Annotated in this window: 13 protein-coding genes; 5 read left to right on the top strand and 8 right to left on the bottom strand. The window is 46.1% G+C overall.

The window, feature by feature from the left end; genetic code table 11:
* Positions 1-3 precede the first annotated feature (3 nt).
* The 4 genes from HMPREF1532_RS14940 to HMPREF1532_RS14925 all read left to right on the top strand — a co-directional run bounded on the left by HMPREF1532_RS14940 (position 4) and on the right by HMPREF1532_RS14925 (position 6,463).
* Positions 4-1,095, top strand: a complete 1,092-nt coding sequence (locus HMPREF1532_RS14940; protein WP_005931221.1) for an efflux RND transporter periplasmic adaptor subunit — start codon at positions 4-6, stop codon at positions 1,093-1,095.
* 15 nt (positions 1,096-1,110) lie between these two features.
* Complete coding sequence (locus tag HMPREF1532_RS14935; protein WP_005931219.1) at positions 1,111-4,236, top strand: efflux RND transporter permease subunit; 3,126 nt, start codon at positions 1,111-1,113, stop codon at positions 4,234-4,236.
* 177 nt (positions 4,237-4,413) lie between these two features.
* Positions 4,414-5,091 (top strand): response regulator transcription factor, encoded by a 678-nt coding sequence (locus HMPREF1532_RS14930; RefSeq protein ID WP_005931216.1) that lies wholly within the window; start codon positions 4,414-4,416, stop codon positions 5,089-5,091.
* 25 nt (positions 5,092-5,116) lie between these two features.
* The gene (locus HMPREF1532_RS14925; protein WP_005931213.1) at positions 5,117-6,463 is read left to right on the top strand and encodes a sensor histidine kinase; all 1,347 of its coding nucleotides are present in this window, start codon (positions 5,117-5,119) and stop codon (positions 6,461-6,463) included.
* Positions 6,464-6,465: 2 nt separating this feature from the next.
* On the opposite strand, the gene HMPREF1532_RS14920 is transcribed toward HMPREF1532_RS14925, so the two are convergent.
* From HMPREF1532_RS14920 to HMPREF1532_RS14890, 7 genes are all read right to left on the bottom strand, one after another.
* The gene (locus tag HMPREF1532_RS14920) at positions 6,466-7,995 is read right to left on the bottom strand and encodes a MutS-related protein (protein ID WP_005931211.1); all 1,530 of its coding nucleotides are present in this window, start codon (positions 7,993-7,995) and stop codon (positions 6,466-6,468) included.
* A gap of 218 nt (positions 7,996-8,213) precedes the next feature.
* Complete coding sequence (locus HMPREF1532_RS14915; protein ID WP_005931209.1) at positions 8,214-8,561, bottom strand: RNA recognition motif domain-containing protein; 348 nt, start codon at positions 8,559-8,561, stop codon at positions 8,214-8,216.
* A gap of 243 nt (positions 8,562-8,804) precedes the next feature.
* A complete protein-coding gene (locus HMPREF1532_RS14910; protein ID WP_005931207.1) occupies positions 8,805-9,416 on the bottom strand; it encodes a porin family protein in 612 nt (203 codons plus the stop codon).
* Between the two features lie 200 nt (positions 9,417-9,616).
* Positions 9,617-10,948 carry an ABC transporter substrate-binding protein gene (locus HMPREF1532_RS14905; RefSeq protein WP_005931203.1) on the bottom strand — a complete coding sequence of 444 codons (1,332 nt, stop codon included), beginning with the start codon at positions 10,946-10,948 and terminating at the stop codon, positions 9,617-9,619.
* Positions 10,949-11,077: 129 nt separating this feature from the next.
* Positions 11,078-11,860, bottom strand: a complete 783-nt coding sequence (locus HMPREF1532_RS14900) for an ABC transporter permease (RefSeq protein ID WP_005931200.1) — start codon at positions 11,858-11,860, stop codon at positions 11,078-11,080.
* A complete protein-coding gene (locus HMPREF1532_RS14895) occupies positions 11,854-12,651 on the bottom strand; it encodes an ABC transporter permease (RefSeq protein ID WP_005931197.1) in 798 nt (265 codons plus the stop codon). Before HMPREF1532_RS14895 ends, HMPREF1532_RS14900 begins: the two co-directional genes overlap by 7 nt.
* Positions 12,652-12,666: 15 nt before the next feature.
* Entirely contained in the window at positions 12,667-14,052 is a 1,386-nt protein-coding gene (locus tag HMPREF1532_RS14890; RefSeq protein WP_025819192.1) for a polyamine ABC transporter ATP-binding protein, read from the bottom strand.
* A 136-nt stretch (positions 14,053-14,188) separates the two neighbouring features.
* On the opposite strand from HMPREF1532_RS14890, the gene HMPREF1532_RS14885 reads away from it, so the two are divergent.
* The gene (locus tag HMPREF1532_RS14885; protein WP_005931192.1) at positions 14,189-15,292 is read left to right on the top strand and encodes a TlpA disulfide reductase family protein; all 1,104 of its coding nucleotides are present in this window, start codon (positions 14,189-14,191) and stop codon (positions 15,290-15,292) included.
* A gap of 95 nt (positions 15,293-15,387) precedes the next feature.
* Here the strand turns inward: HMPREF1532_RS14885 and HMPREF1532_RS14880 are convergent, their stop codons facing one another.
* Positions 15,388-17,952 carry a glycosyltransferase family 1 protein gene (locus HMPREF1532_RS14880; protein ID WP_005931189.1) on the bottom strand — a complete coding sequence of 855 codons (2,565 nt, stop codon included), beginning with the start codon at positions 17,950-17,952 and terminating at the stop codon, positions 15,388-15,390.
* Between the last annotated feature and the right edge of the window lie 20 nt (positions 17,953-17,972).

The raw sequence follows: 17,972 nt of genomic DNA, 5'->3' as shown, positions 1-17,972 counted from the left end.
AATATGAATCGCATTCTACTACCCGCCTGCCTCTGCGCTGCGCTATTAAGTGCTTGTGGCGGACAAACAGAAGCTCCCCAAGAAACAACCCGGGAACTTTTTCTTACAGACAGTTTACAAAACGTAGTATCGGTGGACACCGTACACATACATGAAGTGGCCGATGAGTTGACGCTTAACGGCAGGGTCACTTTCAATCAGGAACAAGTGGCACGCGTATTCCCCATCTTCGGGGGAACGGTGACCGAGGTTTCTGCCGAAATCGGCGACCATGTGCGCAAAGGCGATATACTTGCCGTCATCCGGAGCGGTGAGGTAGCCGATTATGAGAAACAGAAAAAAGAAGCCGAACAACAGCTCATCATCGCCCGGCGCAACCTGCAATCCGTGCAGGATATGTTCGCATCCGGCATGGCATCGGAACGCGATGTGCTGCAAGCACGCCAGGAACTGAGCAATGCCGAAGCGGAAGAGAAGAGAATCACGGAAATATTCTCCATCTACCACCTTGCCGGCAAATCCCTTTATATAGTGAAAGCGCCGGTATCGGGTTTCATCGTCGAAAAGAATATCAATAAGGAGATGCAGATACGTTCCGACCAGAACGATGAGATGTTCGTCATTTCCGGACTGGAAAACGTGTGGGTGATGGCGGATGTATACGAAAGCAACATCAGCAAGGTGCACGAGAACGCTCCGGTACGGATTACCACCCTCGCCTACCCCGGCAAAGAGTTCACCGGAAAGATAGACAAGGTGTACAACATGCTGAACGACGAAAGTAAAACGATGAACGTGCGTGTGAAGCTCACCAACGAAAACTACCTGCTGAAACCGGGCATGTTCACCAACGTATCCGTAATCAGCAGATCGTCCGACAAGCAACTGCCCCGCATCGACTTGCACGCCCTCGTGTTTGAAAACGGAAAGAACTTTGTAGTGACGGTGGATGCCGACGGCAAACTCGCCGTAAAAGAGGTGGAAGTATACCGGCAACTGAGCAAGGAGTGTTATCTCTCATCGGGGGTACAGGAAGGAGACCGGATTCTGAACAAAAACGTATTGTTAGTGTATAACGCACTGAATGCAGATTAAAGGGAGGAACAGACGATGCACAAGTTTATCGATAACATTGTAGCCTTCTCACTGAAGAACAAGTTTTTTATCTTTTTCTGTACCACGATAGCCGTTATCGCCGGAGTCGTGTCCTTTAAGCATACACCGATCGACGCCTTTCCGGATGTGACGAACACGAAGGTCACCATCATCACCCAATGGCCGGGACGAAGCGCCGAAGAGGTGGAGAAGTTCATCACCATCCCCATCGAGATAGCCATGAATCCGGTGCAGAAGAAAACGGATATCCGCTCTACCACCCTCTTCGGGCTATCGGTGATCAATGTGATGTTTGAAGATCAAGTGGACGACTTCACCGCCCGCCAGCAAGTATACAACCTGCTGAACGACGCCGACCTGCCGGAAGGGATCACACCGGAGGTACAGCCCCTCTATGGCCCTACGGGAGAGATATTCCGCTACACCCTGCGCAGTGACAAACGGAGCGTACGCGAACTGAAAACCATTCAGGACTGGGTGATCGAACGTAACCTCCGTGCAGTATCGGGTGTAGCGGATATTGTCAGCTTCGGCGGAGAGGTGAAGACTTTTGAGGTTAGTGTCAACCCGCACCAACTGATCAATTATGGCATCACCGCGCTGGAACTGTACAACGCCATTGCCAACAGTAATATCAACGTGGGCGGCGACGTTATCACGAAAAGCTCGCAGGCATATGTGGTACGGGGTATCGGCCTCATCAACGACCTGGAGGAACTGCGGAACATCGTAGTGAAAAACATCAACGGTACGCCCGTACTGGTACGCCACCTGGCAGATGTGCACGAATCGTGCCTGCCACGCTTGGGACAAGTGGGAAGAATGGACGAAGACGATGTAGTGCAAGGCATCGTCGTGATGCGAAAGGGAGAAAATCCCGGAGAGGTGATCGACGCCCTAAAGACTAAAATAGAGGATATAAACAAGAACATACTGCCCAAAGATGTGGAAATCGTTCCGTTCTATGACCGCGAAAATCTCGTAAACCTTGCCGTGCGCACGGTTACCCATAACTTGATTGAAGGGATTCTGTTAGTGACTTTCATCGTACTGATATTCATGGCCGACTGGCGTACCACGGTGGTAGTGGCGGTAGTCATTCCGTTAGCACTGCTTTTCGCCTTTATCTGCCTGCGGGCCATGGGCATGTCGGCCAATCTCCTATCCATGGGCGCCATCGACTTCGGTATTATCATAGACGGTGCTGTGGTGATGGTGGAAGGGGTGTTCGTGGCGCTCGACAAAAAAGCGCGGGAAGTGGGCATGCCTGCCTTCAACCGCATGTCGAAGATGGGACTCATCCGCCACACGGCCAAAGACAAGGCCAAAGCGGTGTTCTTCTCCAAACTGATCATCATCACGGCGCTTATCCCTATCTTCTCTTTCCAGAAAGTAGAGGGTAAGATGTTCTCACCGTTGGCCTATACGCTCGGTTTCGCTTTGTTGGGCGCACTGCTGTTTACGCTGACGCTGGTACCCGTAATGTCTTCCATGCTGCTGAAAAAGAATGTACGCGAAAAGAATAATTTCTTTGTCCGTTTCATCAACGAAAAGGCAAGTGCCCTCTTCGACAAATGCTATGCACATCGCAAGCTATCCATCGGGCTGGCGAGCATCGCCGCCATCGTGGGATTGTGGATGTTCACCCTGCTGGGCACAGAGTTCCTGCCGCAACTGAACGAAGGTTCCATCTACATCCGTGCCACCCTGCCGCAAAGCATCTCGCTGGATGAATCGGTACAGCTCGCCAATCAGATGCGGCGCAAGTTAGCGGCATACCCCGAAGTGCGGCAAGTGCTCTCACAAACCGGACGCCCCAATGACGGCACGGATGCCACAGGATTCTACAACATCGAATTCCACGTAGACATCTACCCGGAAAAGGACTGGGAAAGCAAACTCAGCAAGCTGCAACTGATAGACAAAATGCAGGACGACCTTTCGCTATATCCCGGCATCGACTTTAACTTCTCCCAGCCCATCACGGACAATGTGGAGGAAGCGGCTTCGGGCGTGAAAGGCTCCATCGCCGTGAAAGTATTCGGAAAAGACCTGTATAAATCGGAAAAGATTGCGGTACAGATAGACAAGATACTCTCCACCGTGCAGGGTATCGAAGACCTCGGAGTTATCCGCAACATCGGTCAGCCGGAACTACGCATCGAACTGAACGAACAGAGTCTGGCACGCTATGGGGTAGCCAAAGAGGATGTACAGTCCATCATCGAAATGGCTATCGGAGGAAAATCGGCATCACTGCTTTACGAAGACGAGCGGAAGTTCAACATCATGGTACGCTATAAACCGGAATACCGGCAGAACGAAGAGGAAATAGGCAAGATTCTGGTACCCACCATGAACGGGACAATGATCCCCATCAAGGAACTGGCGGAGATAAAAACCATCACAGGCCCCCTGCTGATATTCCGCGATAACCACACCCGCTTCTGCGCCGTGAAATTCTCCGTACGCGGTCGGGACATGGGTACTGCCGTGGCCGAAGCGCAAAAGAAGGTCAATACTTCCGTACACCTGCCCGAAGGATACACGCTAAAGTGGACGGGAGACTTCGAGAATCAGCAACGTGCCACCAAACGTCTTTCGCAAGTCGTTCCGGTAAGTATCGCTATCATCTTTATCATCCTGTTCGTACTGTTCTCCAATGCACGGGATGCAGGGTTGGTATTACTGAATGTACCCTTTGCAGCCGTCGGCGGTATTATTGCGCTGCTCATCACCCACTTCAACTTCTCCATATCGGCAGGTATCGGGTTCATCGCCCTGTTCGGTATCTGTATTCAAAACGGTGTGATTATGATTTCGGACATCAAGCACAACATACAGGCACGGTTGCCATTGCCGGAAGCCATAAAGACAAGTATGCGTTCGCGCATCCGCCCCGTAGTGATGACGGCAGCCATGGCAGCCATCGGCCTGATGCCGGCAGCCATGAGTCACGGCATCGGTTCGGAATCGCAACGCCCGTTGGCAATCGTCATTATCGGCGGATTGATAGGCGCTACTTTCTTTGCCCTGTTCATCTTCCCGCTGATTGTGGAGATGGTTTACAAGAAGATGCTGTATGACAAGGAAGGTAATCTGAACCAGAGAAAACTATAAATAAGATATTCACCACAGAAAGGGCACAGAGAGTTTTTCTTTCGAGCCTTGCAAGTAACCATAATGGTGTGTTGGTACAAATAAAACAAATACAAGCCTTAAACTTAAGAAACTCTATGGCATTCTGTGGTGAATTCTCGTATATTTGTACGGTACTTTAAAAACGTTGTTCCAGTTATGGCAAAGATATTATTGGTAGAAGATGAAAGGAACATAGCCTCGTTCATCGAACGCGGACTGCATGAATTCGGTCATACGGTAAGCGTAACCCACGATGGCACCACCGCCTGGGAACTATTACAGCACGAAGCGTTCGACCTGTTAGTGCTGGATATCATCATGCCCGGAATAAACGGTCTGGACTTATGCAGGCAATACCGGCAGAAGGAAGGATATCAGACACCTGTCATCATGCTCACCGCACTCGGCACTACCGAAGACATAGTGAAAGGACTGGATGCCGGAGCGGATGATTATCTGGTAAAGCCTTTCAGCTTTCAGGAACTCGAAGCCCGCATCAAAGCACTGCTCCGCCGGGGTAGGGAAACACCGACATTGCAACTGACCTGCAATGACCTCGTGCTGGACTGCAACACCCGCCGCGCCCAACGCGGAGAGATCAGCATCGACCTTACCGTTAAGGAATATCGCCTGCTGGAATACTTCATGACCCATCAAGGCATCGTCCTTTCCCGTCTCACCTTGCTAAAAGACGTGTGGGACAAGAACTTCGATACCAACACCAACGTGGTAGATGTCTACGTGAACTATCTGAGAAACAAGATAGACAAGGATTTCGACACGAAGCTCATTCACACCGTTGTGGGAATGGGCTATATCATGGGTATCCGGTAACAGATAAAAAGAAAAAGCACAGCGTATGAAGATAGGTTCCAGAATAGCATTGTTTTATACCATCATCACCGTAGGGGCAATCGCTGCGGTGGTCATGGTATTCTACTTTTTCACCTCCCGCTACATCAACCATCTTTACGACTCTTACCTGATAGAAAAAGCCTATCTGACCGCTCAGAAGCATTGGGAAAAAGATGAGGTGGATGAATACAGCTACCGCGAAATCCAACAGAAATATGACGAACTGTTGCCACAGGCGCAAGAGATATTGCTGAATATAGACAGTGCGTCGGCAGCCGTGAACGACACGCTGAACAAATACCTCGACAGTAACCAGCAGGCACGCCTGTTCAAAGACCTCCCGGTTCCGTTCGTCTACGGCAATCTGAGGGGTGCTGCCCTCCATTATCCCGACAATGAAGGTGACTTCATCGTATTGGTCATGGCAAGCAATAATTACGGACGCGACATTCAGAAGCACATCCTCCTGCTCGCCCTGTTCCTGCTGCTGATGAGTTGCGGACTCATCTACCTCATCGGAAGAATCTATGCCAACCGTATTCTGCATCCCCTGAAACACATCCTCAAAGAGTTGAAGCGCATCCGTGGAAACAACCTGAACATACGGATGAAAACATTCGGCAACAAGGATGAACTGGACGACCTCATCCGCACGCTGAACGGAATGCTGGACAGAATCGACACCGCTTTCCAAGCGGAAAAATCTTTCATCAGCAATGCTTCGCACGAACTGAACAACCCGCTCACCGCCATTCAGGGCGAGTGCGAAATCACCCTGCTCAAAGAGCGTTCCCCCCAAGAGTATATCGATTCGCTCCAGCGTATCTCTACCGAAAGCAAGCGCATCACCCAACTGATAAAGCACCTGCTTTTCCTCTCCCGCCAAGAAGAAGACATCCTGCAAAACGCAAGGGAAGAGATGGACCTTGTGGTGCTTTTACGCGACTTATGCCTACAATACCCCCAAGTGATGTTCCATACCGATGTGCCGGAAGGCCATGCTCTCGTTACGGCCAATTTCTATCTGCTGCGCATAGCCTTCCAAAATGTAATCGATAATGCCCGGAAGTACTCCAAAGGGCAGGTAGATGTCAGTTTAAGCATTCGTGAAAACGCGCCCGTCATAGAAGTGAAAGATTATGGAATCGGTATTCCGGAAGAAGAGATACAACACATTTTCCACTCTTTCTACCGGGCAAGCAACACGCGCGAGTATGCGGGACAAGGTATCGGCCTCAGCCTGTCTATGAAAATCGTATCGGTATACGGCGGCAAGATAGCGATAGAATCGCAGGTAGAAAGCTATACGAAAGTCACTATGACCTTTACCCCCGCCGGTGAGCGGGAATAGAATCAGAGTTGAGAGGTCTGCCCTACCGCACTGTATGCTTCCTGCACTACTTCCTGCGGGTATCCGCAGATTTCCAGAATACGAATGGCATTACGTTCCGTAACCGGACCGGGTTTCAGTTTATAATCAAAAGACAAGACTCCGTTTTCCACATTCTCGCAGAAGTGATACAGGTCGTATTCATCTTTCAGCAAAGACGCCAGTTCGATGTCATGGGTAGATACGAATACGATGTTCCTTTGCCGTATCAATGCCGAAAGCACCGCTTTGGCAATGGCAATCCGCTCTACGGTATTCGTTCCCTTGAACAACTCATCCAGCAAAAAGAGGTGATTTCCTTCCCTGCTCAGGTCAATCATCTCCTTAATCGTCTGCACCTCTTGCAGGAAAAAACTCTTTCCTTCCAGCAAACTATCCTCCATATGAATGGCGGAAGCAAGCCGCATACCCGAAGGGTAACGGAAACTGCGCGCAAAGCAGGTGTTCAACGCCTCGGCAGCAAGCTGGCAAACTCCTATCGAACGGATGAAGCTCGTCTTTCCCGACATATTGGAACCGGTGATCAACACAGACTTGCCATGAAGGGTAACCGTATTGGAAACACAATGGCCGATAAGCGGATGATAGATATCCGCCACATGAAAAGATTCACCCTCACGGCAACGTCCGGGCAGTGAGTGATAGGGCAATGACTCCCGAAACATCGATACGGAACACAACACATCGACCAACCCGAAGAAACGGAACACCTGTTCTATCTTCTGCTGCTTACCCTGTAAAAGAAAAAAAGCACGGGAGGTAGAAATCGCTTCCAGCAAAAAGAACATATTCAGCAGTTCCGTAAAGAAATAGGCAATAAGAACCAGATCATTTTCCAGACGAATACCCATACGAAAAGAAGCCAGCCGCTTCCTCAAAGAGATTAAATCGGCCAAAACGCCGGTAATCTCTTTATCGACCGAAAGGCAAAGCGGGTGTTTGACCAGCTTTTCCGATTGTTTCAGCAGGTTCAACAACTGCGGAATGGAGAAAAGATATGCCTGCATCTCTGTCTTTTTGCGATAATGCAAGATGAGATTCACCAGCAATCCTACTAATATCAGCCAAAGAAACAGGACGGAAGAAGTGACGTACAACAACCCCAAAAAAAGCACGGGAACAAATTGCAAGACTCTCAACAACCGATAAAAGGAACGGGAACTGACCGGATGATCTGCCGATAACAAGGAAGCAATCGAACAGGCATCCGAATGATTCAACTTTTTTAATTCCTTCTGAATGTCACCGCGCAATGTCGTATCGGAAGAAAGCGTATGCAATATGTCCTCATGAACGGCTATTGCCGACGGACGATTGTAATGCAATATATCATACAGGTACTGTCTGCCCACACAAGAAGAGGTGTAATCGGCAGACAGAAAAACATCGTCCATATTCAAATCATCCCAGGTTCGTTCGGACACCAAACCGTCCGTATCCGCCTTTATCCTATGCTCATGATAAAGTGCGATGTCTGATAGTGTTTCTCCCATTTCACAAATATAACAAGAACTTGCTGAATTACAGCAAAATCAGGAGAAATAAAACGAGTCCCCTCATCAAGGGAAGATGCCAGGCCTTTGAGAAGAGTGGAAGGAGAAGTAAAGGGAGAAGACGCAGATTGACGTATTCAATAAAAGAAAAGCATCCGGAAATATTTCTCCGGATGCCCTTTTACTATGCGTACATAGCGTTACCGCTTTTTGTCAGATTAATATCTGTCACGACCGCCACCGTAACCACCGCCACGGTTACCGCCACCGTAGCCACCGCCACGATTACCACCACCGCCGTAGCTACGACGAGGAGCAGATTCTTCTTTAGGGCGAGCTACAGATACAGCAAGTTTTCTGCCATCTACTTCTGCTTCGTTCAATGCTGCAATCGCCTTATCACCGGCTTCTTCATCTGCCATCTCTACGAAACCATAACCTTTGGAACGGCCTGTCTCTCTGTCAGAAATAACTCTTGCTGAGGCTACTTCTCCATACTCTGCAAACAACTCTGTTAAATCGGAATCGCTAATGTTATAGCTCAATCCTGCAATAAAAATGTTCATCGAAAAAAATAATTAATTCTTAAATAATAAAATGATTTTGTTAGAGAAGTCTTATTAAGGAGATAAATAACTCTGCAATAACATTGAAAAGGAACCGTATCTTACTTATCAGAAATCTTTAAAACGTGGTAAATATAGGCATTAAGTGGGGATTGAGAAAAGAAATCGGTAAATTCTTTAAAAATAAATGCAAAAAAAACAGAAAAGAGTGACAAACGGATTTCAAAAGATGACAAACAGACTTCAAAAACAGAAAACAAGACCAGTCATGTATATCCATTCCCATTTTCGAAGAACAGTATTATATTGATAAGAGGCGCCGGCCTTCAACAAAAACCTGTCGGACAATTGATAAGCGACTCCGGCACTTGCTCCCTTCGTATAGAGGGAACGTGGGGTACGGTATCTGTCGGACAGATAGTTAGTAGACATATAAAGTGAAAACTTATTCGTCAACCGATAACGAGCCTCTACATCCGAGCGAACCGCAGTAGAAGAATAAGTTTCTACCGGTAATATTCCTGAAGAGAAGTAGTCCCCCCTTATTGTCAACCGCTTCAAGGGTTGCCAGAAAGAATAACTCCGGAGATTGTTCTTTTCCGGAAAAGGGACCGGGGGCATACCAGGTAAAGAAATTCCGGGATAATGACGGAGAAGATGCACATGACCGGAAGGAAGCAATTTGAAACCGGGTAATTCAAAGGCAGAAACAGGATGATTGATAATCCCCGGCTTTCGCTCGCCGGGGATTGAAATCAAATCATCCAGATGGAGTCCCTCGAACGGAACTTCCTGTGCCGCCGCCGGGGCGAAACAGAATAGACATAGAATAGTATAAATGAAAAAATCCCTCATACGGCGTCTGGCTTTGTTTATTAGACGCTCGTATAAGGGAAATGCTGTTATGGGTGTCAATTAAAAATTGAAAAAATAGATTAAATACCTATGAATGAAAAAACGATTCATTTTAGGATAAAATACGGTTACCCCCAGTATTGAACATCGTATATTCCAGTATTAAGTATCGTATATTCCAGTACGGAACACAGCCCGTTTCAATGATTCAGACTCCGTCGTCTACGGCTACGCCGTCTCTGCAACTTATTACGCTGATAACGCTGCACACGTTTATAAATCATCCAGCCGCTCATTACGCCGACCACCACAAAAATAAGTATCGTGATCCCCACACCGAGATTATCCCCTTTGATACGTGACCATATCTCGAGTACGTCTTTCGTCTTATCACCAAAATCACGAATCATGGCACAACGTTCCACCACACTACGGTCCGGATATTGGATACGGTTTATCTGAATACTATCGGCATCCGGCCCGAAAAAGTAACTGAGATCGGAATAATAAGTCAAGGTCGTATCGATTTTCTCCTCCATTATTTCGGGAGAAGCAATAGCACTTACATATCCGCAGGCATCCATATTGCGAATAGCAATATCAGGCCGACACATGAAATTGATAAAATAACTGGCTGCTTGCGGATTACGTGCATATTTCGGAATCACCCAACCGTCATACCATATATTACTGCCCTCTTCGGGCACTACATAATCGAGGTCTACTCCCACTGCATCGGCTTCTTCGATAGCCCACATGGCATCTCCGCTCCAGGTCATATTTATCCAAGCCTTGTTTTTAGTCATCATCTCTTTACCAAAATCTGCTTCCCAGCCGGCAATGTTCGGTTTCATCGCTTTCAGATATCTCTCCACAATAGCCATTGCCTGAGGAGAATAATCGTTCATCAACTGCTCTACGGTCACCTTTCCTTCGGCCAGTTCTTTGGCATGAGAGTAGATGATCGCTGTCCCGTATGCATCGCGATAGGCATCTTTCATCAGTATTTTACCGGCAAACTTCTTATCCCAAAGGCATCCCCAGGTATCTACATCCTGCTCCGTCACGAAAGCCTTATTGTAAAGGATTCCTGCCGTCCCCCACATGTAGCACACAGCATAATGATTGGCAGGGCGTCCCGGCTGACTCAGTTTATTAATCTGCTCACGGATATAAGGCGCCACATTATTCATATAATCGGGCGAATGGGCAAAAACAGTATCGATGGGCAACAACAAATCCTTTTTCAGCATACGTTCGATAATGTATTCCGAAGGACAAACCACATCAAAATCCTCATGTCCCTTTTCAATCTTGGTAAGCATGATTTCGTTGATATCGAATGTCTGATAGACAATACGGATATCTTCTCCGGTCTGTTCCTTGTAATAAACCTGAAAATCTTCCAAAACACCCTCACCGATATAATCAGCCCAATTGTATATCTTCAGTACATTCTTGCGAGGCTCCCCGGTATTGTAACAACTGGCAAAAAGAATTCCTAAAATGAGTATAGATAGAATTTTTCTCATAACATTAATAATTATTTAATGTGCCAATACGCCAATGTGCCAATTTCCATGCGGCATGATTATTCCTTCAAATTACATCCAATTGCAGCGCAGCCAATTGGCACATTGGCATATTAGCACATTATTACATTATTTTTTGCTTGAACGATGATTGATGACAATGAGTAAAGCCAACACCACTACAAAAATGATAGTGGAAAGAGGGCGCAACTCCGGTGTCAATCCGCCCTTTCGGGCATCGGCATAAATATAGGTGGAAAGAGTTTCCAGCCCCTCATTGCCGATGGTAAATACTGTTACTGCAAAATCATCGATGGAAAGTGTCAGCGCCAGCATGAAGCCACTGATCATCCCCGGACGGATTTCCGGAAAAATCACCTTGCGCAAAGCCTGCATGGGAGTAGCCCCTAAATCGAGCGCTGCCTCATATAAATTCGGATTCATCTGCTTAAGACGCGGAAGCACACTGAGCACCACGTAAGGCGTACAAAATGTGATGTGTGCCAACACCACCGTAGTGTATCCTTGAGAGATACCCAAAGAAACAAACAGCAGAAACAATGAAATACCGGTAATGATATCACCATTCAAAATGGGAATGCTGTTTACGAAACCAATGGTCTTACGGGCACGGTTCTTCAAGTTAAAAATGCCGATAGCAGTAATGCTTCCCAACAAAGTAGATGCAGTGGCGGCAATCAGAGCGATAGTCACCGTATTTATCAATGCATTCATCAACGAATGATGCGTTCCTGTGGTAAACAACGAAGAATAGAGTTTAGTTGAGAAACCTGTCCAGTTTCCCAATACTTTGGCTTCGGTAAACGAATAAATCACAATAATCACGATGGGCGAATAGAGCAACAACAGCAATATCCACAAATAGGCCTGGGCAAAAATCCTCTTTACCATAATCCTCCTCCTTCGTTAGAATGATCCTTATCGTCGGTACTGAACAGTGAAGTGGCCGCAATCAGCAACAACATGATGAGCGATAAGGCCGCACCGTAATTCCACATGCTATTATTAATATTCTCCTGAATGGTGGTACCGAAAAGCTTGATATTGTTCATGGTCAGCAACTCGGCAATGGCAAAAGTAGAGATGGTAGGCATAAACACCATCATGATACCACTCATCACTCCCGGCATCGACAAGGGCAATACCGCTTTCAAGAACACCTGTACCGGATTGGCCCCCAAATCTTGTGCTGCCTCTATATAACTGTGATCCATCTTCTGCAGTGTATTGTAGATGGGATAGATCATAAAAGGAATAAAGTTGTATACCATACCGAATATCAACGCCCCTTCTCCCAACGGCATTCGGAAAAAATCGAAAAGGGCAACGGTGGCTAACGTACGTACCAGAATATTGACCCACATGGGCAGGATAAACAGCACTACCAATGTCTTAGAACGGTTCAGTTTCGCATTGCTCAATATCCACGCAGCGGGATATCCTAACAGGATACATACAAGCGTCGTAATAATCGCTATTCCGATAGAATATACAAAGGTATTGATTGCTTCATGATGAGTAAAGAACTTCTCAAAGTTCTCCAAAGTAAGATGTCCGTTGTCATCTGTAAATGCATAAACCACAATAAGAAGCAACGGAATGACGACAAATATCGCCGAAAAGATAATGTAAGGAAGAGTCCAACTCTTACGTGATGAAAAAAAGACTGATAACTTATTCACCTCTGAAATTCATTTTTATTTTTTAATTACCCGGATCGCATCGGGAGGAATAGTAATACCTACGCGGTCGCCATCGTCCCAAACATCATTCGTATCCACAAACACATTCTCGTCCCAATCCGACCATACAGTCAGATGATAATGGTCACCTTTATAAAGGATGAATTTCACTTCACCGGTCAGTGTACCGTCTTCTTCGTTATCCTGAAGGATAATCTTATCGAAGCCTACCTCTACCCGAACTTCGGCACCGGCCGCGATATCCGTCACAGGTGCACATTCGAAGTTACATCCCAAAAACTCCACATGAGTCTCATCCGTCAGTTTGCCTTCGAAAGTATTGCACACGCGCTCTTTCTTCATTATATGAATATCAAAGGGTTTCACAAGCAATCCTACCTCGGCTCCCACCTCAAAGTGGTGATAATCCTGCACCAAAAACTCGTAACCACTACAAAGCACCGTCATTTCATAGTGCACCCCTTTGAATACAGAAGATTGCACTACTCCTGTCAGTTGTGCCATATCGGATACAGGAAAAATATACAGGTCTTCGGGACGAATCACCACATCTACCGGCATGTTTTCACCAAAACCTTCGTCCACACATTCGAACTCCGTACCGCAAAAACGTACCAGCTTGTCTTTGATCATGATACCGTTCAGTATATTACTCTCACCGATAAAATCGGCAACAAACGAATTGATAGGCTCATTGTATATATCGATCGGCGTGCCTATCTGCTGAATCCGTCCCTCGCTCATCACCACAATGGTATCGCTCAGCGTCAAAGCCTCTTCCTGATCGTGAGTCACATATACAAATGTAATACCCAAACTCTTGTGCATCTCCTTCAGCTCCATCTGCATATCTTTACGCATTTTGAGATCGAGCGCAGCCAACGGTTCGTCGAGCAGCAAAACTTCAGGCTCATTGACAATGGCACGGGCAATGGCTACCCGTTGCTGTTGTCCGCCGGAAAGGGAATCGACATCACGGTATTCATAATCCGTCATGCCTACCATCTTCAAGGCAGCCTTCACTTTCTTTTCAATGACCGGCTTCGGTGTCTTTTTCAGCTTCAAACCGAAAGCGATATTATCATACACATTCAGATGCGGAAAAAGAGCGTATTTCTGAAAAACCGTGTTCACCGGACGCTTATGGGGCGGTGTTTGTGTTATTTCCTTTCCCGATATTCTGATTTCACCTTCCGAAGCCGTCTGAAAGCCGGCAATAAGGCGTAACAACGTGGTCTTACCACAACCCGAAGGACCGAGAATCGTCACGAATTCTCCCTTCTTTACATTTAAGGTCACATTATCCAAAGCAGTCTTATCACCGAAAAACTTCGATACACTGTTTACTTCGATAATGTAATTGTTTTCTTGCATATTCATACTAATTTGGGGTGCAAAGGTACACATTTCTACGATTTCCTCCTACGTGTTAATCTAATATAACAGAGTTTTCCTCCGAAAGATTGAAAAATAATCTATCTTTGCATAAATATTTATTCACTAATTTTACGAAAGCATGAAAAAGTTAACTTATTTGTTCGTTGCTGCCGCCGCTTTAGGTATGGTGGCTTGCGGCGGAAACAAACCAGGCTATGTCATTACCGGTACAGTAGAGGGAGCAGCCGACGGTGACACTGTATTTTTACAGGAAGTAGTAGGCAGACAACTCAGCAAACTGGATACTGCCATTATAAAGAACGGTACATTTACATTCGAAGGCGTGCAGGACTCTGCCGTAAACCGCTATGTAACATCCGGCACAGGAAATGAAGCAATGCTTATGGACTTCTTCCTTGAAAACGGAAAAATCAATATCGCTCTGACTAAAAACAATGATTCGGCAACCGGTACGGCCAACAACGACGCCTACCAGGAAATACGCAACAAGATCAACGCGCTCAATCAGAAAGCACAACCCATTTACGAATCCATGGGAAATGCCGACATGACCGAAGAACAGAGGGCTGAAAACATGAAAGCACTCGAAGGTCTTCAGAATGAATTGGGAGAAGTTTATAAAGAGGGAATCGAAAAAAACATCACCAATCCGGTAGGTATCCACTTGTTCAAGATGAACTATTACAGCATGGAAACAGCAGAAAATGATGCTTTATTGCAACAGATTCCGGCTCAATTCCAAAACGATGCTGCCATCGTAAAAATCAAAGAGATGGTTGAAAAGCAAAAGAAAACAGCCGTCGGACAGAAATTCATCGATTTCGAAATGCAGACTCCTGACGGAAAATCTGTTAAGTTGTCGGACTATGCAGGAAAAGGGAAAGTAGTTCTTGTAGACTTCTGGGCAAGCTGGTGCGGTCCTTGTCGTCGTGAAATGCCGAACTTAGTAGAAGCTTATGCAAAATACAAAGGTAAGAACTTCGAAATCGTAGGCGTATCACTCGATCAGAATGCCGACTCTTGGAAAGAAGCTATTAAAACACTGAAAATGACATGGCCGCAGATGTCCGATTTGAAATACTGGAACAGTGAAGGCGCACAGTTGTATGCCGTAAACAGTATTCCTCATACCATGTTGATTGACGGTGAAGGAACAATCATTGCCCGTGGTTTACACGGAGAAGAACTGCAAACAAAGATTGCCGAAGCACTGAAGAAATAAAAGTCGATTCTCAAGAGAATATCACAAAAAAATCAGCCCTTGCAAATCAAACTGCAAGGGCTGTTTTTATGATGCTTTATCGGTATACCGATTGATTACACAAACCAACGTACATAACAGAAATCCTGACGGTGAGGCAGATCCGGATTTTTCGGGAACATACGGTAAGATACCTTGAAACTTCCTGCATTAGACAAGCTGTGTTTAGCCTGGAATGTATACAAATTCCCCTCTTTCTTGATGACACTGAACGGTTCTACAGAATAAACATGTTGTTTACCGTCAGCCGTTGTATAAGTAGTCACCAATTCAAGTCCTACTGCATCGTTCAAGCCCTTCTCATCGATAACATAAGTAATCGTATATTCTTTTCCGCTTTCAATGCTGCCTTTTACAAGTTCTTCTGTCTTCTCACAAGATACAACCTCAATTGAATCCCATTTCTCAACCACTTCTTCCTTCCATGCTGCAATCTCTTTTGCCTTGGCATTGTCATTGGCAGACAACATCTGGAAACGTTTGGCTTCTTTCGTGTAGAACTTGCTGTAATAATCATCGAGCTGACGCTTCATCGTATAATGAGGTGCAATCTGCGCAATAGAATTCTTGATTGTCTTCACCCAGCCTTCAGAGAATCCTTTCTTGTTGCGTGCATAGAACAACGGTAGAATTTCCGTCTCAAGAATGCTGTAGATAGTAGCAGCATCCAGCTGATCCTGATGATCTTGATTCTGGTAAGTTCGCTTTTCTGTCAACGCCCATCCTGCACCTTCACGATAGCCTTCCAGCCACCACCCGTCAAGTACGGAGAAGTTAAGCACACCGTTCATCAATGCCTTCTCACCCGATGTACCGGATGCTTCGAGCGGGCGAGTCGGTGTATTCAGCCAGATATCAACACCGGATACCAGACGACGTGCCAACTGCATATCATAGTTTTCAAGGAAAATAATCTTACCCAAGAATTCCGGACGACGGGAGATCTCGATGATTCTCTTTATCAAGCCTTGTCCAGCACCATCATGCGGGTGAGCTTTTCCAGTGAAAAGGAATTGTACCGGATAATCGGGATTATTAACGATCTTAGCCAGACGCTCCAAATCGGTGAACAACAAATGAGCACGTTTGTATGTAGCAAAACGACGGCCGAAACCAATCAGCAACGCATTCGGATTGATCTTATCCATCAGAGACACAATACGTGAAGGATCACCCTGATTCTTCAACCATGTTTCACGGAACTGCTTGCGGATGTAGTCTACCAGCTTGTTCTTCATGGTCATACGGGTCTTCCAGATTTCTTCATCAGCCACATTATAGATAGCCTCCCAAATCTTCGGATTAGACTGATCATACAAGAAATTCTCATTGAAATACTTCGCATACAACTGCTTCCATTCCGTAGCACTCCATGTAGGGAAGTGGACACCATTGGTAACATAACCCACATGACTCTCTTCCGGGAAATAGCCTTTCCAGATAGAAGAGAACATTTCCTGAGAAACCTTTCCATGCAACCAACTCACACCATTTACTTCCTGAGAAGTATTGCAGGCAAACACAGACATGCAGAAACGTTCGCCCTTATCACCCGGGTTATTACGTCCGAGATCCATCAGATCGTCCCAACTGATACCCATCATAGCAGGATATCCTCCCATATACTTGCCGAAAAGGCCTTCGTCGAAATAGTCGTGTCCGGCAGGAACCGGAGTATGAACCGTATAAAGAGAAGAAGCGCGAACAAGCTCGATGGCCTGATCGAAAGTAAGACCGGTAGCCACATAGTCACAGATACGCTGAACATTGATCAGTGCAGCATGTCCTTCATTACAATGATAAATATCTTTCTTGATACCTAATGCTTTCAGAGTCAAGATACCACCGATACCCAACAGGATTTCCTGTTTCAGACGGTTTTCCCAATCACCACCGTACAGTTGGTGAGTAATAGGACGGTCGAACTCGCTATTCATTTCATTATCCGTATCCAGCAGATACAGAGAAATACGGCCTACATTCACACGCCATACATTAGCATGTACGAAGTAGTTCATATAAGGAACGTCCACTACCATCTGTTTGCCGTCTGCATCGAGCACACGGTCGATAGGCAATTGGCCGAAGTTTTGCGCTTCGTAGTTGGCAATCTGCTGTCCGTCCATAGACAATGACTGGGTAAAGTAGCCATAACGATAAAGGAACCCTACTGCGCAAAGGTCCACGTTACTGTCAGAAGCTTCTTTCAGATAGTCGCCGGCAAGTACACCCAAACCTCCGGAATATATTTTAAGAACATTCGTTAAACCATACTCCATGCTGAAATAAGCCACAGAGGGACGAGTAGCGTCCGGTTTCACATCCATATAGTCTCTGAACTTAGTATAAACATCATTCATGCGCTTCAGGATAACTTTATCTTTTGATAAAGCTTCCAGCTTCTCATAACTCATACGTTCCAGAAGCAGCACAGGGTTCTGACCCACTTCTTTCCACAAAGCCGGATCCAAATCTCTGAATAATTCGGTTGCTTCATAGTTCCAGGCCCACCAAATGTTGCGTGCTATTTCAGACAACTTTTCCAATTCCGCCGGAACACGTGACTTTACAGTCACCTCTTTCCAGTTCGGAGTGTTCACATTACTAACTTTAACTTTCATAATGTTATCATTTACTTGTT

The sequence above is a fragment of the Bacteroides salyersiae WAL 10018 = DSM 18765 = JCM 12988 genome, assembly GCF_000381365.1.
Lineage (GTDB): Bacteria > Bacteroidota > Bacteroidia > Bacteroidales > Bacteroidaceae > Bacteroides > Bacteroides salyersiae.
This window is presented reverse-complemented; position numbering and strand designations above follow the sequence as displayed.